Origin of the sequence: Sulfitobacter sp. SBS6, assembly GCF_048285585.1 — a bacterium.
In the GTDB taxonomy this organism is placed as follows: Bacteria; Pseudomonadota; Alphaproteobacteria; order Rhodobacterales; family Rhodobacteraceae; genus Sulfitobacter; species Sulfitobacter pontiacus.
Map to the genome: position 1 here is coordinate 127,018 of NZ_JBLWBA010000005.1, position 20,891 is coordinate 147,908.

Here is a 20,891-nt window from a genome sequence, read left to right on the forward strand (position 1 = left end):
AGACCGCACATGACCTACACCATCCAACAGATCGCCGACGCGCTTGGCTTGCCAGCGGTCGGCGATACCTCCATTTCGATTGCCAAACTGGCAGAGCCGGCAGACGCGGGCCCCGACGATCTCGCGCTCGCCATGAGCCCCAAATACGCACAGTCGCTGTCTGACGGATCGGCCCGCGCGGCCATGCTCTGGCCCGATGCCGATTGGCAAGAGATGGGGTTGAAGGCCGCCATCCTGCCGGACCGTCCGCGCTTTGCCATGTCGGGACTGACCCGCATGATGGATCCGGGGCAGGGGTTCGGGACTGGCATCCACCCCTCCGCCGTTATTGATGAGACTGCCGAACTGGCCGAGGACGTCTCTGTCGGGCCACTGGCGATTGTGGCGGCGGGCGCGAAAATCGGCGCTGGTTCTGTCATCGGGCCGCAGTGCTACATTGGGACAGACGCGGTTCTGGGTAAGAACGCCTATCTGCGCGATCACGTCAGCATCGGCGCGCGGGTGCGCATCGGCGATGATTTCATCGCGCAGCCGGGCGCGCGGATCGGCGGCGACGGGTTTTCTTTCGTGACGGCTGAGCCCAGCACGGTGGAACAGACCCGCAAGACCCTTGGTGATCGCGGCGACACAAAAGCGCAACAATGGACCCGTATTCACACCCTTGGAAGTGTGACCATCGGGAACGACGTGGAATGCGGTATGAACTGCACGGTTGACAGCGGCACCATTCGCAACACCGCGATTGGCGACGGCAGCAAGCTCGATAACCTCGTGCATCTGGGGCATAACGTCGTGGTCGGCAAAAACTGTCTGCTGTGCGGGCAGGTCGGTATCGCCGGTTCCGTGACCATCGGCGACAACGTCGTGCTGGGGGGGCAGGTGGGCGTCAGCGACAATATCACCATCGGCGACGGGGTGATCGCGGGCGGCGGCACCAAGATCCTGTCCAACGCGCCCGCGGGCCGGTCGTTGCTGGGCTATCCCGCGACAGAGATGGGCAAGCAGATTGAAGGCTACAAAGCGCTGCGCCGTTTGCCGCGCTTGCTTCGCGATGTGGCGGCGTTAAAATCCCAGATGGGCACCTCCAAAGACAGTGAGACAAGCTAGGGCCGAGGCATGGCCCGCTCTGACGGAGACTTAGGATGAACATCAAAGATCAGGTCATCAGCATTATCGCCGATCAAGCGTTTCTGACGCCATCGGATGTCACCATGAACAGCACGCTCGAAAGCCTTGGCATCGACAGCATGGGCATCGTCGAAAGCATCTTCGCGATTGAAGAGACATTTGACGTATCGGTGCCGTTCAACGCGAACCAGCCGGACGCCACCGGGTTCGATATCTCTAGCGTGGCCAGCATTGTCGCAGGGGTGGAACGGCTGCGCGCCGAGCAGGCCTGACGCGTGAAACGTGTCGTGATTACGGGGGCGGGCACGGTCAATCCGCTGGGATTGAACGTGCCCGATACGCTTGCGGCCATGCGCAACGGGGTGTGTGGAATCGGGCCGCTTGATTTCCGCGACGTGGATCGGCTGTCGATCAAGATCGGCGGTCAGGTCCATGGGTTTGACGGCGAAAGCCAGTATAACCGCCAGAAGATCGCGCTTTATGACCGGTTCACCCAGTTCACCCTTGCCGCCGCGGCGGAGGCGATCCGCCAATCGGGGCTTGAGTTCAAGGGAGAGCTCTCGGCGAAATCCGGCGTGGTGCTTGGCACTGCGGGCGGCGGGGTCAGCACATGGGACGATAACTACCGTGCGGTCTATGCCGAAGGGAAGAACCGCGTGCATCCCTTTGTGGTGCCGCGCCTGATGAACAACGCCGCCGCCAGCCATGTGAGCATGGAGCATCACCTCAAGGGGCCATCCTTCACCGTTTCCACCGCCTGCGCGTCCTCGAACCACGCGATGGCGCAGGCGTTTTCGATGATCCGCAGCGGGATGGCACCGGCGATGGTCACGGGCGGCTCGGAATCCATGATGTGCTTTGGCGGGGTCAAGGCGTGGGAAGGGCTGCGCGTGATGTCTCGCGACGCCTGCCGCCCGTTCTCGGCCAATCGCAATGGGATGGTGCAGGGCGAAGGCGCAGGCATTTTCGTGTTCGAGGAATATGACCACGCCCGCGCCCGCGGGGCTGATATCCTGTGCGAAGTATCGGGCTTTGCCATGTCCTCTGACGCGTCGGACATTGTGATGCCGTCCAAGGCGGGTGCCGCCCGCGCGATCAAAGGCGCGTTGGGCGACGCCCGGATCAACCCGGAGGAGGTGGGTTATATCAATGCTCATGGCACGGGCACGGCAGCCAATGATAAAACCGAATGTGCGGCGGTGGCGGATGTGTTCGGCACCCATGCAGACAGGCTGATGATCAGCTCGACCAAATCGATGCATGGGCATCTGATCGGCGGCACCGGCGCGGTAGAGCTTTTGGCCTGCATCATGGCCCTGCGCGACGGGGTGATCGCCCCCACCATCGGCTACGAAGAGCCCGACCCCGACTGCGCCTTGGATGTGGTGCCCAATGTGGCCCGCGATGCGCGGGTCACGGTGGCGCTGTCCAACGCCTTTGCCTTTGGCGGCATGAACGCGGTACTGGCGCTGCGCGCGATCTGACGGCTGCGGTCACCGCCCATGAAAAAAGCCGCCCACGTCAAACGGGGCGGCTTTGTTGTCTCAACGGCCCGAGGGCCAAGCATCTGCTTACCGGTCTTCAACAACCGAGGATTTGTCGAAGCTTGCGGTGAACCCGTCCAGCGACAGCGACAGTTCGACCTTCTGGTCGGGCGCTAGCGCGGGCACGATGGTGATCACGGCCTCTTTCCCGCGTTTGAACGCGGCGACATCGGCTTCGGTCAGGCCCATGCGGACGTAGCAACCAACGGGGTTACAGAAAGCGAAAGGATAGCGGCGCGCTTTGCCACCATCGACGGTCAGCGTCAGCTGCGAGGGCAGGGCTGTTTCCAATGGCACAACCACAGTGGCACCGGCTGTCGCCTTGCCGCCCGCTGGCAGGCGGAACAGCGAGAATTCGGCGACAGGCGCGCCTTGGCCATCATCCATCAGCTGGTACATCTGACAGGGGTCGACCTCTTCTTCGGTCTTGATGCAGCGCATCTCCCAGGCACCGATCACCTCTTTGGTGTAGGGCTTGCCCAGGGTCGGCTCCCCGTCGGCATCTTCACCAAGGCTCAGCTGCGACTGTACGTCGGTGCTGCTGCCGGTGGTGGTGTTTTCTTCCGTCGCGGGTGCCGCTTCAGCGGTCGGCTCCGCCGTTTCCGGGGCGTCTGTTGCTGCGGGTGTTTCCGTGGCTGCAGTCTGTGCGTAACCGGAAACGGGCATAGTCAGAGCCATCGCCGCGCAGAGAGGGAGAAGTGTGATATACTTTTTCATGCTCGTTCCAAATCAGTTAAATTCGACGCCATCTACCATGCGCCAATGCCAATGTCAGGACGATAGCGCTGAAACCATCGTGATTTAAGGCAAAATTTTGCCTATTTCATCAGGTTTTCAGGGGGGGGAGAGGCCGGACGCGGGGGGCTGAAATAGAAAAAAGGACGCCATGCGTCCTTTTCCCTGTTCTTCGTTCTCCCCATCGGACTTGGCCGACTTATTGAAAGCACGTTACGAAAGCATTCGGGCACCGTCAACATAAAATATCACAGCGGTTTCAAGCGCGTAAAACGGACCTCAAACGTAAAAAGGGCCGCACCCGAAGGCGCGGCCAAGTCTGACAGGGAGGAAGTGCCGCCAGCACGAAAAGGACATCACGACCGGCGACAAAATCACTATGGTGTGAAAAGGTTAACTTTGTATGCTCGCTCTGCACTTTGGCTGCAGGTTATTGGCCCAAAAGGAATTAAATACGTGACAAATGATATCTTCATCGGCGGCGGTGGCGAAGACTACGCGACGAAGCAGTTTCTCAACATCGGCTATGCCAACCGCCATGGATTGGTTGCCGGGGCCACAGGCACAGGCAAAACCGTCACGCTGCAAATCCTGGCCGAAGGTTTTTCCGCCGCAGGGGTTCCGGTGTTTCTGTCCGACGTCAAAGGCGATCTGTCGGGGCTGGCGCAGGCAGGGTCTGCCAGCCACAAGCTGCACACCCCCTTTTCAGAGCGCGCCCAGACCATCGGCTTTGACGATTTCGACTACAGCGCCTTTCCGGTCACCTTCTGGGATATGTTCGGCAAACAGGGGCATCCGGTGCGGACGACAATCTCGGAAATGGGGCCCTTGCTGCTGGCGCAGCTTCTCGATCTGACGGAGGCCCAGGAAGGTATCCTCAACATCGCCTTCCGCGTTGCTGACGAAGACGGGCTTCCGCTGCTGGACCTCAAGGATCTGCAGGCGCTGCTGGTCTGGATCGGGGAAAACGCTTCGACCCTGGCACTGCGCTACGGCAATGTGTCGTCGGCCTCGGTCGGCGCGATCCAGCGGCGCTTGCTGGTGCTGGAAAACCAAGGCGCGGCTGATCTCTTTGGGGAACCCGCGCTGGCCCTGACCGACCTGATGCGCACAGACACGGACGGGCGCGGTTTTATCAATATCCTCGCGGCCGACCAGCTGATGCAGTCGCCCAAGCTCTACGCGACCTTCCTGCTGTGGTTGCTGTCAGAACTCTTCGAGGAACTACCAGAGGTCGGCGACCCCGATAAACCCAAACTGGTGTTCTTCTTCGACGAGGCGCATCTGCTGTTTGATGACGCCCCCAAAGCGTTGGTCGACAAGGTTGAACAGGTGGCGCGGCTGATCCGCTCCAAGGGCGTGGGCGTGTATTTCATCACACAGAACCCCGCAGACGTGCCCGAAGATATCCTTGGCCAATTGGGCAACCGCATCCAGCACGCCTTGCGCGCCTTCACCGCGCGTGATCGCAAGGCGCTGCGCCTTGCCGCCGAAACCTACCGCGAGAACCCGCGTTTTGAAACCGAAGACGCGATCCGCGATGTGGGCGTGGGCGAGGCGGTGACCTCCATGCTGCAGAAAAAAGGGATCCCCGGCATCGTGGAACGCACCCTGATCCGGCCACCATCCTCGCAGCTTGGTCCGATCGATCCGGCCACCCGCGCGGCCCTGATGGCGCAAAGCCCGATGGCGGGGAAATACGACACCCGCCTTGATCGCGCCTCCGCGTTCGAGATGCTGGCCAAACGCGCCGAAGACGCCGCGAAAGAGGCAGCACAGGCCGAGGAACAAGCCGAGGCCGAAGACACATCCCCCGCCTTGCGCGAATTCAACGCAGCGCGGCGCTATGCGGGCAAACGGGTCACGCGCTCGACCTCGAAACGCACGACCAAAAGCGACGACAGCTTTGGCGGTGCCATCGCGAGTGTGGTGATCAAGGAGTTGAAAGGCACAACCGGCCGGCGCATCGTGCGCGGAATCTTGGGCGGGTTGTTCAAAGGACGCTGAACGCGCTTCCAAATGGTCCTAAATCCTCGCCGAAGGCTGGCCTTATCCCGCGAGGGATAAGGCCTTTTCTTTTACTTCTCGGGGATCAACCCGCGCGGGCTGAACCGCAATACCAGCAGCAAGACCGCCCCCATCGTCATCAACCGCATATGCGCAGCGGACTCGATCAGGTGGTCTTTCAGCCAATAGCCGTCGGACATGCCCGCGGTGACCAATTGCATCAGCCACAGCCCCATGGGTTCAACCATCACCCAAAGGTACCACATCAGAAAGCCCCCCAGCACGGCCCCCAGATTGTTGCCGGACCCGCCAACGATCACCATGACCCAGATCAGGAAGGTGAAGCGCAGCGGCTGGTAGGATCCGGGCGTCAACTGGCTGTCCAGCGTGGTCATCATCGCGCCGGCAATCCCGCAGATGGCAGAGCCGAGGATGAACACCTGCAGGTGCCGTGCGGTCACGTCTTTGCCCATGGCTTCGGCCGCGACCTCATTGTCGCGGATCGCGCGCAGCATGCGGCCCCAGGGCGAATTCAGCGCCCGCTGGCTGAGCCACATCAGCACCAAGAGCACCACGGCGAACAGACACACATACAGGAATTTCACCCAAAGCGTCGATGCCTCTACCGGGTTCAGTCCGAAGCCGGCCGCCTGTTCGACAAATCCCGCGTTATTTTGCAGGTCGATCTCATAGGGGACGGGGCGCGGGATGCCGATGACGTTCTTGACGCCCCGCGACAGCCAGTCCTCGTTCTTGAGCACGGCGATGATGATCTCGGCGATGCCCAGGGTCGCGATCGCTAGGTAATCAGACCGCAGCCCAAGCGCGGTTTTCCCGATCAGCCAGGCCGCGCCGGCTGCAAACAGCCCGCCCACGGGCCAGGCGATGATCACCGGCAGGCCAAGCCCGCCAAGATAGCCGGTGGTCGCGGGGTTCACGGCCTCGACCGCGCTTACAGACGGGTCGAGCAGGGCGCGGAAGATAAAGAACCCCGCCACCAGCGCCACCAGAACAACCAGCGTGCGCAGCCATCCCTTGGCCATGCGTTTCATCACCTGAACCGCCAGAATGATCGTCGCGGCCCCCATCAGCAGGGCAGTGAGGATCCCCCAGCCCCCCGCGGACCATGCGCCTTGCGTGGGGGGCATGCCGATCAGCACAGCGGCCAGACCGCCAAGGGCGACAAACCCCATGATGCCCACGTTGAACAGCCCCGCAAAGCCCCATTGCAGGTTCACGCCAAGCGCCATGATGCTGGAGATCAGCCCCATCGCAATGATCAGCAGCGCCGCGTTCCAGCTTTGCGCAAACCCGGTCAGTACGATCAGCAGCGCGACAATGGCGAAAAGAGCGGTGTTTTTCAGTGTCTCGTTCATACCGATTGCCCCTTGAACAGACCTGTGGGTTTGAACAGCAGCACGATCAACAAGATCACGAAGCTGACGGCGAATTTATAGTCGGTGGACAAAAGCTGCACCAAGCCGTCGGGGGCCATCCCCTCGGGTGCGAGGTAGCCAAAGACCTTTTTCCACGCGTAGGTGATCGTCACCTCGGAGAAGGCGATAACAAAGCCCCCCGCGATGGCCCCGATCGGGCTGCCAAGACCGCCCACGATGGCGGCGGCAAAGATCGGCAGCAGCAGTTGGAAATAGGTGAAGGGTTTAAAGGACTTGTCCAAGCCGTATAGCACGCCTGCGGTGGTCGCCAGACAGGCCACAATGATCCAAGTGATCATGACCACGCGTTCAGGGTTGATACCCGACAGCAGCGCCAGATCCTCGTTGTCAGAGTAGGCGCGCATGGATTTGCCCGAGCGTGTCTTGTTCAGGAACCAGAACAATGCGGCAACCACGATGACAGCCGTCACCACGGTCAGCCCTTGGGTTGTTTTGATCGCCAGACCTTCCTCAAGCCCCGTCATCTCTTTGAAGTCACGGGCCGAGATGATGAAGCGTTCGCCATCCAGAAACCGTTGATCCTCTGCGCCGATGATAAAGCGGGTGATGCCGTTATAGACGAATGTCACCCCCAGCGAGACGATGACAAAGATCACCGGCTTGGCCTTCTTTTCGCGGTAGAAACTATAGACCAGCTTGTCCGTGCCAAGCAGCAGCCCGATGGTGATGATGATCGCGAATGGCAGCGCCAGCAAGGCAGTCGGCAGGACTCCCAGGCTCAGCCCCAGCGACTGGAAACCCCAGGTGATCAGCACGGCGGACATCGCGCCAAGCGCCATCGTGTCGCCATGGGCAAAGTTCGAGAACCGCAAGATGCCATAGACCAGCGTCACCCCAAGCGCACCAAGCGCCAGCTGCGACCCGTAGGCGATGCCCGGAACCAGCACATAGTTGGCCAAGGCGATGAAAGCGTTGAGTAAATCCATTATTTGCATGTCCCTAGATAGCTGATGACAATCGGCCCATCAGCGAAATGCACGGTATAACGGGAGGCCCCGTCGGCGGCGATGCTCAGCAGGTGGCGGGCATCAAACCCACCCCCCGTCAGGGACAGCGCCTTGACCTGTTTCGTGCCGGTCATGTCGACGGTTTCGGCGTCGCTGACCATTTGTGATTGAACCGTCAGCGCATCGGCAGAGGCGCCGCCTGCGTTGCCGGTGATGTCGGGGGTGAACTCTGTCTCGGTGCAGGGTTCGTTCTCCACACATTCCCACGTAAAGCGGCAGGCGATCGCAATCGTCTGCTGGAAGGGCTCTGTGGGGGCCGTAGCCGCTGCGGCGGTCGGGGCTGTTGCAGCGGTCGTGGCAACGCTGTCCTGCGCCAAGGCTGGCGCCGTGGTTGCCAATAGGGCCATCGGAAGGGTCCATCGCATCGCTTAACCCCCCAGAAAGGACTTGCGAACTTCAGGGTCTTCCAAAAGCTCTTTGCCCGTGCCGGTAAAGGCATTGGCCCCTTGCACCAGAACATAGCCCTTATCCGCAATCTCCAGCGCTTGGCGGGCGTTCTGTTCCACCATCAGGATCGGAATACCGGTCCGCGCGACCTCGATGATGCGGTCGAACAGTTCGTCCATCACGATGGGGGATACACCAGCGGTGGGTTCGTCCAGCATCAGCACCTTCGGCTGCGTCATCAGCGCGCGGCCCACAGCGACCTGCTGGCGTTGCCCGCCCGACAGTTCGCCCGCGGCCTGATAGCGCTTTTCCTTGAGGATCGGAAAAAGGTCATAGACCTGCGCCATCGTATCACGGAAATCATCGCGGCGGATGAACGCCCCCATCTCGAGGTTTTCTTCCACCGTCATCGAGGTAAAGATGTTCGAGGTCTGCGGCACGAACCCCATGCCCTTGGCCACACGGTCTTGCGGCGACAGCGCGGTGATGTCTTCGCCGTCCAGCCGGACATGGCCCTGGCGCACGTCGAGCATGCCAAAGACGGCCTTCATCGCCGTGGATTTGCCCGCGCCATTGGGGCCGACGATGACGGCGATCTCACCCTTTTCGACGGCGATGGTGCAGCCGTGCAGGATATCAGGGCCCTTGCCATAACCGCCCGTCATCGTGTCGCCGATCAGGAAGGGGCCCCCCGGCGCGGGGTGGCTTTTGCCGCCCCCTTTGACCGGCTGCGCGGTGCCTTGCCCTTTGGGGTTCGCGATCGACAGGTCCTTATTGCCCCGGTCGCCGTATGGGTTGCTCATGTCGTTCTCTTTCATTCGGTGTCCAGGGCTGCCGCAGGGATGGGCGCGGCGCAGGATATCTCATCCGCACATGTGTCGCGCAGCATCATGGCCACCTCAAAGGACATCTTGTCCATTTCATCCAAAGGCATTGTGTCGGTGGTATCGAGATACAGCATAATCCGCGCTGATCCGACATCCGACAACATGACCGCGCTCATGGTGCGGTCGCCTTCGATCTCGTCATATTGCAGGTGGCGCAGGGTCGTGCCCATCGGGGTATCGATCCGGTCGACCTTCAGCACCTCGGGGGCAGGGCCGCCATCCGCCGCGATCCAGGCGCTATAGGTCTCGTATTGCTCTTCCAGCGTCGAGGTGCCGTCGGCGATGTCGTACCCGGGCCATTCTTGGGTGAAGTTCAGGATCACCTCGCCCAGATAGCGGGTGGAGCCGTCGCCGACCGTGTCCCAGGTTGCTTCTTCCCACGGGGTGCCCCGATCGCACATCCAGACCTGCGCCGACAGCTGCGCACAGGCCGCAGCGGCCTGCGGCAGGGCAAATCCCGCGCAGAGCGTCAATGCGGTGGCCATCCGTCTCATGCAGACACGGCCTTGTTCTTGAGCCCGGTGCCCAGATAGGCCTCGATAACCTGTTCGTTGGCCTTGATCTCGGGCAGGGTGCCTTGAGCGAGAACTTTGCCCTCGGCCATACAGATCACCGGATCACACAGACGGCCGATGAAATCCATGTCGTGTTCGATCACGACAAAGGTATAGCCGCGTTCCTTGTTCAGACGGATGATCGCGTCACCGATGGTATTGAGCAGCGTGCGGTTCACACCGGCCCCGACCTCGTCAAGGAACACGATCTTGGCGTCGACCATCATGGTGCGCCCCAGTTCCAGCAGCTTTTTCTGACCGCCGGAGATCTGACCCGCTTTCTGCTCGGCCAGATGTTCCACCGTCAGAAACTCAAGCACTTCGTCGGCTTTGGCGCGCAAGGCGCGTTCCTGATCGGCGATGCGCTTGCGCCCGAACCACGTGTTCCATAGCGTCTCGCCCGCCTGATCGCCGGGCACCATCATCAGGTTCTCGCGGCAGGTCATCGACGAAAATTCATGCGCGATCTGAAAGGTCCGCAGCAGCCCTTTGTGAAACAGCGTATGGGGGGGCAGGCCGGTGATATCCTCGCCGTCCATCGTCACGCGCCCCGAGGTCGGTTTGAGCACCCCCGCGATCACGTTGAACAGCGTCGTTTTGCCAGCACCGTTCGGGCCGATCAAACCGGTGATCGTGCCTTTGCCAATGGTCAGATTGGCCCCGTCCACGGCGTGGAACCCGCCGAAATGTTTATGGATGTCGTCTACGACGATCATTTTGTAGTCTCCCCGTGCGGTGCCGAAGCCCCGTTGCAAAAACAGCCCGGTCGCAATGCACCGGGCTGTTTTCTGTCACGTCATGTGATGTTAGCGGTATTGAACCGTCGTGATCTTGCCATCTTCGATCTTGATCTGACGGTAGCTGCCAGCGGATTCACCGGGGCCGATCAGTTCAACCGCGGTTGCGCCTTCATAATCGACTTCGCCGCCGTCCTTGAGGATTTGCAGCGCTTTGGCCAGCTCACCCGGATAGATCTTTTCGCCGGGGGCGTTCGCAACCGACATGACCTGATCCTTATAGACCTGCGGATCGGAAGACCCTGCGGCCTGCATCGCTAGCATCAGCAGCGCCGCTGCGTCATAGCTTTCCGGTGCGAAGGGTGATGTGGTGTCGAAGGCACCGTCGACCAGCGCGGTGAACTTGTCAGCGCCGGGGCTATCGGTGCCGGGGTGCTGGCCGGTGGAGCCGTCCAGCTCGGAGCCGAAGTTGTTTTCAAGGTTCGCCGCGATCATCCCGTCGGGGAAGTGGAACGTGTCGAACGCGCCTGAATCAATCGCTGCACGCACAACGCCCGATCCACCCTGATCGACGTAACCCGCAACCACCAGACGGTCGCCACCGGCAGAGGCCAGCGCGCCAACCTCGGCAGAGTAATCGGCCTTGCCGTCTTCGTGTGCGGCAGAGATGGTGATCGTTCCGCCCGCGGCTTCATAGGCCTGCTGGAACGCGTCCGCCAAACCCTTGCCGTAGTCGTTGTTGGTATAGGTGACCGCGACTTCCTTGATGCCTTCTTCCATCAGCACCTCTGCCATGACCTCGCCCTGACGGGCGTCGGAGGGGGCAGTGCGGAAGAACAGACCGTCGTCTTCCATGGATGTCAGGCCGGGGGATGTGGAGGATGGCGAAATCATCACCATGCCGTTGGGCAGTGCCGCGTTTTGCAAGATCGCGCCGCTCACGCCAGAGCAGGCCGCGCCCACAATGCCGTTGATCCCTTCGGCGATCAGGCGTTCCGCACTGGATACCGCAAGCGCGTTATCGACGCAGCCCGTGTCCGCGCGCGAGGGGGTGACTGTCGCCCCGTCCATCAGCATGCCGCTGTCGGTGACTTCTTTCATGGCCAGCTCGGCGCTGGATGCCATGATGCCGGTCAGCGATTCAATCGGGCCGGTGTAGCCAAAGATCACGCCGAGCTTCACGTCCTTGCTGTGCGCGTCGGCATAGGCATTGGTGGCCAGCAATGCTGCAGCCGTTGTGGCCATAAGCATCTTTTTCATGTTTCTCTCCCTGTTGAACATGGTGTTCTGCGCCAGAGCCTATGCGGCGATTTTGAAAAAGAAAAGCGTTATCCCTAGGTAAAGTGGCGCAAGATGATGTGGATCGACGCTTTGTCTGCGCTAGGTTTGCAGGGATAGGTTGTATGAAGGGGGAAAGCCATGTTTCTCGGGGGGATGATGCATCTGGCCGCACGGGCCATCGGGGCGTTGGTCATAGCCGGATCGGTCATCGGCGCGTCGGGCGTTGGCGCGCAAGAGCTGCGGATCACCCAGCAGGTGTCAGGGCTGGAGACGCCTTGGGCGCTGGCAATTTTGCCGAATGGGGACGTGCTGGTCACCGAACGCGACGGCCGCTTGCTGCGGGTCCGCGAGGGGACCAACCACGAGGTCGCGGGTACCCCGCAGGTCGTTGACGCAGGGCAGGGCGGCTTGCTGGACATCACGCTGGCACGGGATTTCGACAGATCGCGCACCGTATTCCTGACCTATGCCAAGGCGCTTGAGGGCGGGGCCGGTACCGCGCTTGCCGCGGCAGAGCTGTCGCAGGATGGTGCGCGGCTCGAAAATCTACGCGATCTCTTTACCATGTCACGCGGGTCTGCCGCCGGTCAGCACTTTGGCAGCCGCGTGGTCGAGGCGCGCGATGGCACGCTTTTCGTCACCGTCGGAGAGCGCGGCGACCGCCCCGCGGCGCAGGATCTGGGTCAGCACAACGGCTCCGTCGTGCGGGTGAACCGTGACGGTACTGTGCCTGCCGATAACCCGTTTGTCGGGCGTGACGACGTGCTGCCGGAAATCTGGTCCTACGGGCATCGCAACCCGCAAGGGGCAGCGCTTGATCTGAAGGGCAACCTCTGGGTGTCAGAACATGGTGCCCGCGGCGGAGACGAGGTTAACGCGGTTCGCAAGGGCGCGAATTACGGATGGCCGGTGATATCCTACGGGCGTCACTACTCCGGTGCCAAGATCGGCGAAGGCACCGCGAAAGAGGGGATGGAGCAGCCCGCCTTCTACTGGGACCCGTCTATCGCGCCCTCGGGGTTGCTGGTCTATTCGGGCAAGATGTTTCCCGACTGGCGGGGCGATATCTTCATAGGCTCGCTCAAGTTCAATTATATCGCGCGGCTACAGGGCGACCCGCTGGCCGAGGTGGCGCAAATCTCTACCCCCGCCACGGCACGGGTGCGCGACCTCATAGAGGCACCGGACGGCGCGATCTGGTTTATCTCGGTCGGGAACGGTGCGGTGTACCGGATCAGTAACGATTAGGCGACAGGCTTGGCCGCATGCGACCCGCGTTCGCGGTAAGGTGTGGTGTTATAGTGCGCTCGGTAGCATTTGGAAAAATGCGACGGCGAGGCAAAGCCACAGGCCAGCGCCACGTTGATCACGCTCATATCCGTTTGCATCAGCAGGTTGCGCGCCTTTTGCAGGCGCAGTTCCATGTAATAGCGTTTGGGGCTGCGGTTGAGGTAGCGGCGGAACAGCCGTTCAAGCTGCCGCGTCGACATGCCGACATCGCGCGCCAATGAGGACGGGCTGATCGGCTCTTCGATATTGGCCTCCATCATCTGGATGACCTGACCCAGCTTGGGATGCCGCACGCCGATACGGGTGGGCACCGACAGACGCTGCGTGTCCTGGTCCGTGCGGATGGAGCTATAGATCAGCTGGTCGGCAACGGCATTTGCCAGATCCTCGCCCAGATCGTCGGCAATCAGCTTGAGCATCAGATCGATCGAGGATGTCCCGCCCGCTGTCGTCATCCGGTTACCGTCCACCACAAAGACCGATTTCGTCAGGGTGACGTCCTCGAAGTCTTCGCTGAAACTATCCTGATTTTCCCAGTGGATCGTGGCTTTCTTCCCGTCCAGCAATCCGGCCTTGGCCAGCGTAAAGGCGGCTGTGCACAGACCGCCGACCATCATGCCCTTGCGCGCCTCCCGGCGCAGCCATCCCAGCAGCTTCTTGGTCGTCGCCGCCTGCACGTCGATGCCGCTGCACACCACAAGCGTGTCGTCGCGGCCCAGATCGTCGAGATCGCCGTCCAGCGTAAATTCAGCCCCAGCCGAACAGCGCACGCGCCCGCCATCCTCGCCGATCAGACGCCAGTCATAGGCCGGACGACCCGCCATGCGGTTGGCGATGCGCAGACATTCCACCGCCGAGGCAAAGCTGAGCATGGTAAAGTTTTCCAGCAGCACAAAGACAAAGCGCCGTGTCTTTTCAGCGTCAGGAAGAATGCGGTTGGCCAGACGGGTGTCGCTCATCACGTCGCCTTTCAGGTTTGCGTTATACGTTGGGGCAAAGTGGGCGCTGCCCTCAAAAACCTGCCGAAAACCTTGCCCACGGGCGGGGGCGAAGGTCAATAGGGTGAATTTCGGTTCTGGTCACTTGGGTCAGACCTTTATATACCACAATTTCACAATGTTTGCGCCTGACACTTCGGGCGCTGCGGACTTCGGAGAAAAATGATGACCGATTGGACAAAATCAAGCTGGCGCGACAAACCGCGGATCCAGATGCCCGACTATCCTGATCAGGACGCGCTGCGCGCGGTCGAAGCTGAATTGTCCCGTTATCCATTGTTGGTCTTTGCGGGTGAAGCGCGGCGGCTGAGAAAGCATCTGGCGGCCGCGGGCCGTGGCGAGGCGTTCTTGCTTCAGGGCGGCGATTGTGCCGAAAGTTTTGAACAATTCAGCAGCGATATGATCCGCGACACCTTCAAGGTGATGTTGCAGATGGCCATCGTGCTGACCCACGGTGCCAAAGTGCCGGTGATCAAGCTGGGCCGCATGGCGGGTCAGTTTGCCAAGCCGCGTTCAGCGCCCACTGAAACCGTGGATGGGGTGGAACTGCCAAGCTACCGCGGTGACATCATCAACGAGCTGGCCTTTACCGCCGACGCCCGTATTCCCGACCCTAAAAAGATGTTGCGCGCCTACACACAGGCCGCCGCGACCCTGAACCTGATCCGGGCGTTCTCGACCGGCGGCTATGCCGATGTACATCAGGTGCACGGCTGGACTTTGGGCTTTACCGAAAGCGAAAAGGCGGAAAAATACCGCGAGATCGCGAACCGCATATCAGACACGCTTGATTTCATGGCGGCGGCGGGTGTCACGTCCGAGACGGCGCATACCCTGCAATCGGTGGAATATTATACAAGCCACGAATCGCTGCTGCTGGAATACGAAGAGGCACTGTGCCGTCAGGACAGCCAGACCGGCAAATGGCTGGCGGGCTCGGGTCACATGATCTGGATCGGCGACCGGACACGTCAGCCTGATGGCGCGCATGTGGAATTTGCCCGCGGCGTTCAGAACCCCATCGGCCTGAAGTGCGGCCCGACGATGACCAGCGATGACCTCAAGCTGTTGATGCACAAGCTGAACCCCGAAAACGAAGAGGGTCGCCTGACCCTGATCGCACGTTTCGGGGCCGGCAATGTCGGTGAACACCTGCCGCGTCTGATCAAGACTGTGCAGGAAGAGGGCGCGAATGTCGTCTGGACCTGTGACCCCATGCACGGCAACACGATCAAATCCTCAAGCGGCTATAAAACGCGGCCGTTCGATTCCGTGCTGCGCGAAGTGCGTGAATTCTTTGCGGTACATGGGGCTGAGGGCACCGTGCCCGGTGGTGTCCACTTTGAGATGACCGGTCAGGATGTGACAGAATGTACTGGTGGTGTCCGCGCCGTTCAGGACGAAGACCTGTCGGACCGCTACCACACGGCCTGCGACCCGCGTTTGAACGCCAGCCAGTCGCTGGAGCTTGCCTTCCTCGTGGCCGAGGAACTGTCGGCACGCCGGGCGAACCAACAGGTCAAAGCCGTCGGCTAACTGCCGCAGCTCATGCAATAAGAAAGGCCGCGCATATCGTCATGCGCGGCCTTTTTCTTTTGCGGCATCGGGGTGCGTCCCATCGGGGTTGCCCCGTTTACTTCACGACCCGTAGATAGGCTGGCCGGTTGCGATCTCGCCGCGCGGCAAAACGCGCGGCGGGATCGGCGAAACCTTCGGGGCAGGGCCCGCGCGTTTCCTCTGCCACATCGGTCCGTGGCGGGCGCGGGATCGGTGCGGTGGCAAGATTGCCGATCCGATACAAGCCCGGATGCTCGATGCCATTGGATGTGAGCTCCAGACAGCCAAGCATCCGGTCGATCTGCCCCATGTCACTGCGCAGCGGCAGCACCAGCATACGCGCCTGAACGGTCGCATCCCCCGCGGTGAGCGTCATCTCTCCGGTGGCGGGCTGTGACAGAATGTGATCCAGCCAATCACTGCAGCGGCGACGCTCGGACGGGTCGAACAGAGAGATCATCGGCATCCCGCGCAGGTCCATCCCCATGGCAGTGCACAGCTGCGATCCGGCAACGCGAAACCGCGCCAGTTCAGACCGCCTGCGTTCCAGAACAAAGGCGTGATCCAGCACGGACGTTATCTGTGCAGGGTCGATCTGCGACCGGAACGGGACCGGCTGACCACGGCACAGCCCCTGCCAATAGGCCCGCACGTCAACCATCGCGGGTGTCGGCGGCGGCATCACGCGGCGAGAGCCGGTCTGGGGCATGTCATCCAGAGGGGGAAGATGTTTCATCGGGCAGCCTTATTGCGGTCGGGACAAGAGCAGGACGGGGGGCGGCAGTGGGGCCGCGATGTATTGCCTGAGTTTAGTCAAATGAGCGGTAATTTGTAGATATAACAGCAAACTTGGTTAACAGACCGTTAAGGGGAGACCTCGCGCGGCAGAATGGCTTTTTACTTGCCCCATTTGCGAGTTTCCCTTTTAAGGCGCGCAACAATCGCAATCGACAAGGACCATGCCATGATACGTTCGATGACGGGTTTCGCCTCGGCCAGTGGTGCGTCCGGCCCGCACAGTTGGGGGTGGGAATTGCGATCGGTCAACGGCAAGGGGCTCGACCTGCGCCTGCGTGTGCCCGACTGGATCGACGGTCTGGAAGCCGGCCTGCGCAAAACGCTCGGCGCGGCCATCACCCGCGGCAATGTCACCTGCAACCTACGGATCACCCGCGAGGATGGCTCTGGCGCATTGACGGTGAACGCGGATCAGCTTGAGGTCGTGCTGGACGCGCTGCACCAGATCGAAGCGCGCGCGATGGACGCGGGTATCTCGCTTGCGCCCTCCAAGGCGACCGATATCGTCACCATGCGCAGCGTGCTTGAACAGGCGACGACGGTGGATGATGTGGCCGCCCTTTGCGCGACACTGCTGGCGGAATTCCCCGGAGTGCTTGCCGATTTCAACGACATGCGCGCCCGCGAAGGGGCTGCCTTGGCGCAGGTTCTCGAAGCGCAGTTGGCGCAGGTGGCAGAGCTGACGACACAGGCCGCCGCGCTGGCCGAGACGCGCAAGGACGAGATGGCACAGACGTTGCAACGCAATCTTTCGCGGGTGCTGGACAATGCCGAAGGCGTGGACGCTGACCGGCTGGCGCAGGAACTGGCGCTGATCGCCGTCAAATCCGACATCACGGAAGAGATCGACCGCCTGCACGCCCATGTGGATGCCGCCCGCGCCTTGCTGGCGCAGGACGGGGCCGTGGGGCGCAAGCTGGATTTCCTGATGCAGGAGTTCAACCGCGAGGCCAATACACTGTGCGCCAAGGCACAAAACACCGCGCTGACCCAGATCGGGCTGGCCTTGAAGGCGGTGATAGATCAGATGCGCGAACAAGTGCAAAATGTGGAGTAAGACATGAGCGACAGACGCGGCCTATTGATCATCCTCAGCTCGCCCTCGGGGGCGGGTAAATCGACGCTGGCCCGCAAGCTGCGCGATTGGGATACCTCGCTTGAATTCTCTGTCTCGGCCACCACCCGCGCACCGCGTGTCGGCGAGGAAGACGGAAAGGACTACTTTTTCACCGCCGAGGATGATTTCCGCGCCATGGTGAACGATGGCGATATGCTGGAGCACGCCCGCGTCTTCAACAACTATTACGGCTCGCCCAAGGGACCGGTGCAAAAGGCGATCGACAGTGGCCGCGATGTGCTGTTCGACGTGGATTGGCAGGGCGCGCAGCAGATCAGCAACTCGACGCTCAAGCAGCACGTGCTGTCGATCTTCATCCTGCCGCCCTCGATCAAAGAGCTGCGGCGGCGTCTGGAAACCCGTGGTCAGGACGCCCCCGATACCATCGCCCTGCGAATGGAGAAAAGCTGGGACGAGATCAGTCATTGGGACGGCTACGACTACGTGCTGGTCAATGACGACCTGACCGAAACAGAGGCCAAGCTGAAGTCGATCATCACCGCCGAAAGATTGCGCCTTTCGCAGCAGCCGAAACTGGTGGATCATGTGCGCGCGCTGCAATCAGAATTCGAGGACACGAAATGACGCTTTACGCTCTGGCCGATATCACCCCGCAGGTTCACGCGGATGCATGGGTTGCCCCCGATGCCAATGTCATTGGGAATGTGACGCTCGAGGCTGATGCCTCTGTCTGGTTCGGCTGTACGCTGCGCGGCGATAACGAACTGATCCTCGTGGGCAAGGGCAGTAACGTGCAGGAAAACTGCGTCTTTCACACGGACCCGGGCTGCCCGCTGACCGTGGGGGAAAACTGTACGATCGGTCACAAGGTCATGCTGCACGGCTGCACCATCGGGGATAATTCGCTGGTCGGGATGGGGGCGACGATCCTGAACGGGGCCAAGATCGGCAAGAATTGTCTGATCGGGGCAGGGGCGTTGATCACAGAAAACAAGGTGATCCCCGACGGGTCGCTTGTGATGGGCGCACCGGGCAAGGTCGTGCGCGAGCTGGACGCGGCGGCGATTGCCGGGCTGACCGCCAGCGCGAAACACTACCAAGACAACGCGCGGCGCTTTGCCAGCCAGCTTAAACCCGTCTGAGCATGGTGCTGCGCCCGCATCTGCCGGATCTGCTGGCAGCGCTGCCTTTGCCTACGCTTGCTGTTGATCGGGCCGAACGTATCGTCGCGATGAATGCGCCGGCCCAAGCCCTGCTGGGCCGTGGCGCGCTGGACCGCCATTACATCAACGTGTTGCGCCAGCCGGCGGTGGTCGATGCGGTCGAGCAATGCCAACAGGATGATACCCCGCGCGAGGCGCAATATCTGGCCAGCGACAATGGCAATGACACGACCTTTCGGGTGCACGTCCGGAAGGTGACCGGCATGGATTACGTCTTGCTGAGCTTTCAAGACATCACACAGGTCACCAACGCCAGCCAGATGCGCCGCGATTTCGTCGCCAACGTCAGCCACGAGTTGCGCACCCCGCTGACGGCGATGATGGGGTTCATTGAAACCTTACGCGGCCCTGCGCGTGACGACGCCCCCGCACGGGACCGGTTTCTGGGGATCATGACCGGAGAGGCCGAGCGCATGAACCGGCTGGTGGGCGATCTGTTGTCGCTGTCCCGCGTCGAATCGGACGAACGTGTGCGCCCGACGGATAAGGTCGATCTGCGCTATGTGCTGCAATCGACCATGCGCAACCTCAACCCCTTGGCCGTAGAGGCGAATGTGACGCTGGTCGCGACTATGGGGGACGATCCGCTGCCCCTGATGGGGGATACGGACCAGCTGTTGCAGGTGTTCACGAACCTTATTGAAAACGGCATCAAATATGGTGGCGTGGGTAAAGACGTCGAAATCTCGGTCGAGACGACCTTGCGTGACCCTTCCTTGCGCGGGCCTGCGGTGCGGGTCACAATCCGCGACCACGGTCCGGGGATCGACCCTGTGCATCTGCCACGCCTGACCGAACGGTTCTACCGCGCCGACAGCCACCGCAGCCGCGCGCTTGGCGGGACGGGGCTGGGGCTGGCGATTGTAAAACATATCCTGAACCGGCACCGCGGACGGCTGAAAATCACCTCTGATCTGGGAGATGGGGCGCGATTCACGGTGATCTTGCCTATGGATGTGGCGTGATCGGGCGCATTTTGGTCAAAAAGAAATTACAATTTCCGTCCGTGTCATAAAACTGTAACATGACTGTCACAAAAGCTCAGTGTCGCCCGCCTATTGGTGCGGCAAGATCACCATGGGGGTGGTCAGACAAATCTAAGCTGACAGGAGACATCATGTCGCTCGTTAAACTCACCACTTCCGCGCTGGCCATTGCCGCCGTATCCGCAACCGCCGCTGCCGCGCGTGATCAGGTACAGGTTGCCGGTTCCTCCACTGTTTTGCCCTATGCGTCCATCGTTGCCGAAGCCTTTGGCGAAAACTTCGATTTCCCGACACCTGTTGTTGAATCCGGTGGCTCCTCGGCGGGTCTGAAGCGTTTTTGTGAAGGTGTTGGCGAGAACACAATCGACGTGGCAAACGCCTCGCGCAAGATCAAGAGCTCCGAAGTCGAAGCCTGCGCCGCGAACGGTGTGACCGACATCATCGAAGTCCAGATCGGCTATGACGGCATCGTGTTTGCCTCCGACATCAATGGCAACACATTCGAGTTCACCCCCGAAGACTGGTACAAAGCTCTGTCCGCCGAAGTCGTTGTCGACGGCGAGATAGTGGCGAACCCCAACAAAATGTGGTCCGATGTGAACGCCAGCTTCCCCGAGCAGCCAATCCAGGCCTACATCCCCGGTACCAAGCACGGCACACGCGAAGTTTTCGAAGAAAAAGTGATCCTGGCAGGCTGTGAAGCCACCGGCGATTTCGAAGCTTTCAAGGCCGCCAATGGCGACGACAAGAAAGCCGCTGAAAAAGCATGTATCGCGCTGCGCACCGATGGTGTGTCCGTGGACATCGACGGTGACTACACCGAAACGCTGGCGCGCATCGAAAGCAACAAAGACGGCATCGGCGTCTTCGGTCTGGCCTTCTATGAGAACAACACCGACAAGCTGACCGTCGCCAACATGAGCGGCGTTGAGCCCACCGTTGAAACCATCTCGAGCGGCGACTACCCCGTATCCCGCCCGCTGTTCTTCTACGTCAAGAAAGCGCACATCGGCGTGATCCCCGGCCTGAAAGAATATGCCGAGTTCTTCGTGGCAGACGAGATTGCCGGTCCCGACGGTCCTTTGGCTGAATACGGTCTGGTCTCCGACCCGGAACTGGCGAAAACACAGTCGGTTGTTGCTGAAGAAACTGTAATGGGCAGCGGTTCCTAAACCCTGTCTGACGATCCGGAGGCGCTGCGAGGTGCCTCCGGATTTTTGCTGCCGACTGATACTTT

Annotated in this window: 21 protein-coding genes; 11 read left to right on the top strand and 10 right to left on the bottom strand. The window is 61.1% G+C overall.

Annotated elements, in window-relative coordinates; translation table 11 throughout:
* The first annotated feature begins 9 nt into the window (after positions 1 to 9).
* Genes lpxD through ACNQ62_RS04010 form a run of 3 tightly spaced genes read left to right on the top strand, consistent with a single transcriptional unit; the run spans position 10 to position 2,612 of the window.
* Positions 10 to 1,107: a UDP-3-O-(3-hydroxymyristoyl)glucosamine N-acyltransferase gene (gene lpxD, locus ACNQ62_RS04000; protein WP_418094261.1), complete on the top strand. Its 1,098-nt coding sequence runs from the start codon at positions 10 to 12 to the stop codon at positions 1,105 to 1,107.
* 35 nt (positions 1,108 to 1,142) lie between these two features.
* Positions 1,143 to 1,400, top strand: coding sequence for an acyl carrier protein (locus ACNQ62_RS04005; RefSeq protein WP_009824672.1), 258 nt, complete (start codon positions 1,143 to 1,145; stop codon positions 1,398 to 1,400).
* A gap of 3 nt (positions 1,401 to 1,403) precedes the next feature.
* The gene (locus ACNQ62_RS04010) at positions 1,404 to 2,612 is read left to right on the top strand and encodes a beta-ketoacyl-[acyl-carrier-protein] synthase family protein (protein WP_418094262.1); all 1,209 of its coding nucleotides are present in this window, start codon (positions 1,404 to 1,406) and stop codon (positions 2,610 to 2,612) included.
* Positions 2,613 to 2,699: 87 nt separating this feature from the next.
* Here ACNQ62_RS04010 and ACNQ62_RS04015 read toward each other — a convergent pair whose 3' ends face one another.
* On the bottom strand, positions 2,700 to 3,338 hold the full coding sequence (locus ACNQ62_RS04015) for an invasion associated locus B family protein (RefSeq protein WP_235208529.1): 639 nt from the start codon (positions 3,336 to 3,338) through the stop codon (positions 2,700 to 2,702).
* A 525-nt stretch (positions 3,339 to 3,863) separates the two neighbouring features.
* On the opposite strand from ACNQ62_RS04015, the gene ACNQ62_RS04020 reads away from it, so the two are divergent.
* Positions 3,864 to 5,414, top strand: a complete 1,551-nt coding sequence (locus ACNQ62_RS04020) for a helicase HerA-like domain-containing protein (protein WP_278374722.1) — start codon at positions 3,864 to 3,866, stop codon at positions 5,412 to 5,414.
* Positions 5,415 to 5,485: 71 nt separating this feature from the next.
* Here ACNQ62_RS04020 and ACNQ62_RS04025 read toward each other — a convergent pair whose 3' ends face one another.
* From ACNQ62_RS04025 to ACNQ62_RS04055, 7 genes are all read right to left on the bottom strand, one after another.
* A complete protein-coding gene (locus tag ACNQ62_RS04025) occupies positions 5,486 to 6,790 on the bottom strand; it encodes a branched-chain amino acid ABC transporter permease (protein WP_418094263.1) in 1,305 nt (434 codons plus the stop codon).
* Entirely contained in the window at positions 6,787 to 7,797 is a 1,011-nt protein-coding gene (locus tag ACNQ62_RS04030) for a branched-chain amino acid ABC transporter permease (RefSeq protein WP_005853635.1), read from the bottom strand. The genes ACNQ62_RS04025 and ACNQ62_RS04030 overlap by 4 nt, the downstream gene beginning before the upstream one ends.
* Positions 7,797 to 8,225, bottom strand: coding sequence for a hypothetical protein (locus ACNQ62_RS04035; RefSeq protein ID WP_418094264.1), 429 nt, complete (start codon positions 8,223 to 8,225; stop codon positions 7,797 to 7,799). The genes ACNQ62_RS04030 and ACNQ62_RS04035 overlap by 1 nt, the downstream gene beginning before the upstream one ends.
* 21 nt (positions 8,226 to 8,246) lie before the next feature.
* Complete coding sequence (locus tag ACNQ62_RS04040; RefSeq protein ID WP_342579730.1) at positions 8,247 to 9,068, bottom strand: ABC transporter ATP-binding protein; 822 nt, start codon at positions 9,066 to 9,068, stop codon at positions 8,247 to 8,249.
* An 11-nt stretch (positions 9,069 to 9,079) separates the two neighbouring features.
* Entirely contained in the window at positions 9,080 to 9,646 is a 567-nt protein-coding gene (locus ACNQ62_RS04045) for a hypothetical protein (RefSeq protein ID WP_051577590.1), read from the bottom strand.
* Positions 9,643 to 10,422 carry an ABC transporter ATP-binding protein gene (locus ACNQ62_RS04050; protein WP_005853630.1) on the bottom strand — a complete coding sequence of 260 codons (780 nt, stop codon included), beginning with the start codon at positions 10,420 to 10,422 and terminating at the stop codon, positions 9,643 to 9,645. Before ACNQ62_RS04050 ends, ACNQ62_RS04045 begins: the two co-directional genes overlap by 4 nt.
* A gap of 90 nt (positions 10,423 to 10,512) precedes the next feature.
* Positions 10,513 to 11,703: an ABC transporter substrate-binding protein gene (locus ACNQ62_RS04055; protein WP_064216484.1), complete on the bottom strand. Its 1,191-nt coding sequence runs from the start codon at positions 11,701 to 11,703 to the stop codon at positions 10,513 to 10,515.
* A 159-nt stretch (positions 11,704 to 11,862) separates the two neighbouring features.
* Here ACNQ62_RS04055 and ACNQ62_RS04060 point away from each other — a divergent pair, with 159 nt between their 5' ends.
* Positions 11,863 to 12,972, top strand: coding sequence for a PQQ-dependent sugar dehydrogenase (locus ACNQ62_RS04060; RefSeq protein ID WP_418094265.1), 1,110 nt, complete (start codon positions 11,863 to 11,865; stop codon positions 12,970 to 12,972).
* Here ACNQ62_RS04060 and ACNQ62_RS04065 read toward each other — a convergent pair.
* Positions 12,969 to 13,973 (bottom strand): GlxA family transcriptional regulator, encoded by a 1,005-nt coding sequence (locus ACNQ62_RS04065; RefSeq protein WP_180827738.1) that lies wholly within the window; start codon positions 13,971 to 13,973, stop codon positions 12,969 to 12,971. The two genes, ACNQ62_RS04060 and ACNQ62_RS04065, sit on opposite strands and share 4 nt — an antisense overlap.
* A gap of 204 nt (positions 13,974 to 14,177) precedes the next feature.
* Here ACNQ62_RS04065 and ACNQ62_RS04070 point away from each other — a divergent pair, with 204 nt between their 5' ends.
* Entirely contained in the window at positions 14,178 to 15,548 is a 1,371-nt protein-coding gene (locus ACNQ62_RS04070; RefSeq protein ID WP_304951189.1) for a class II 3-deoxy-7-phosphoheptulonate synthase, read from the top strand.
* Positions 15,549 to 15,645: 97 nt separating this feature from the next.
* Here ACNQ62_RS04070 and ACNQ62_RS04075 read toward each other — a convergent pair whose 3' ends face one another.
* Entirely contained in the window at positions 15,646 to 16,305 is a 660-nt protein-coding gene (locus ACNQ62_RS04075) for a PAS domain-containing protein (protein WP_418094266.1), read from the bottom strand.
* A 228-nt stretch (positions 16,306 to 16,533) separates the two neighbouring features.
* On the opposite strand from ACNQ62_RS04075, the gene ACNQ62_RS04080 reads away from it, so the two are divergent.
* The 5 genes from ACNQ62_RS04080 (at position 16,534) to ACNQ62_RS04100 (ending at position 20,826) form a co-directional block, all read left to right on the top strand.
* Positions 16,534 to 17,424: a YicC/YloC family endoribonuclease gene (locus ACNQ62_RS04080; RefSeq protein WP_418094267.1), complete on the top strand. Its 891-nt coding sequence runs from the start codon at positions 16,534 to 16,536 to the stop codon at positions 17,422 to 17,424.
* Positions 17,425 to 17,427: 3 nt separating this feature from the next.
* The gene (gmk, locus tag ACNQ62_RS04085) at positions 17,428 to 18,069 is read left to right on the top strand and encodes a guanylate kinase (RefSeq protein ID WP_005853615.1); all 642 of its coding nucleotides are present in this window, start codon (positions 17,428 to 17,430) and stop codon (positions 18,067 to 18,069) included.
* Positions 18,066 to 18,587 carry a gamma carbonic anhydrase family protein gene (locus ACNQ62_RS04090; RefSeq protein ID WP_009824655.1) on the top strand — a complete coding sequence of 174 codons (522 nt, stop codon included), beginning with the start codon at positions 18,066 to 18,068 and terminating at the stop codon, positions 18,585 to 18,587. Before gmk ends, ACNQ62_RS04090 begins: the two co-directional genes overlap by 4 nt.
* A 2-nt stretch (positions 18,588 to 18,589) precedes the next feature.
* Positions 18,590 to 19,633, top strand: a complete 1,044-nt coding sequence (locus ACNQ62_RS04095) for a sensor histidine kinase (protein WP_009824654.1) — start codon at positions 18,590 to 18,592, stop codon at positions 19,631 to 19,633.
* Positions 19,634 to 19,785: 152 nt separating this feature from the next.
* Positions 19,786 to 20,826 (top strand): substrate-binding domain-containing protein, encoded by a 1,041-nt coding sequence (locus ACNQ62_RS04100; RefSeq protein WP_132996574.1) that lies wholly within the window; start codon positions 19,786 to 19,788, stop codon positions 20,824 to 20,826.
* The last annotated feature ends 65 nt before the right edge of the window (positions 20,827 to 20,891 follow it).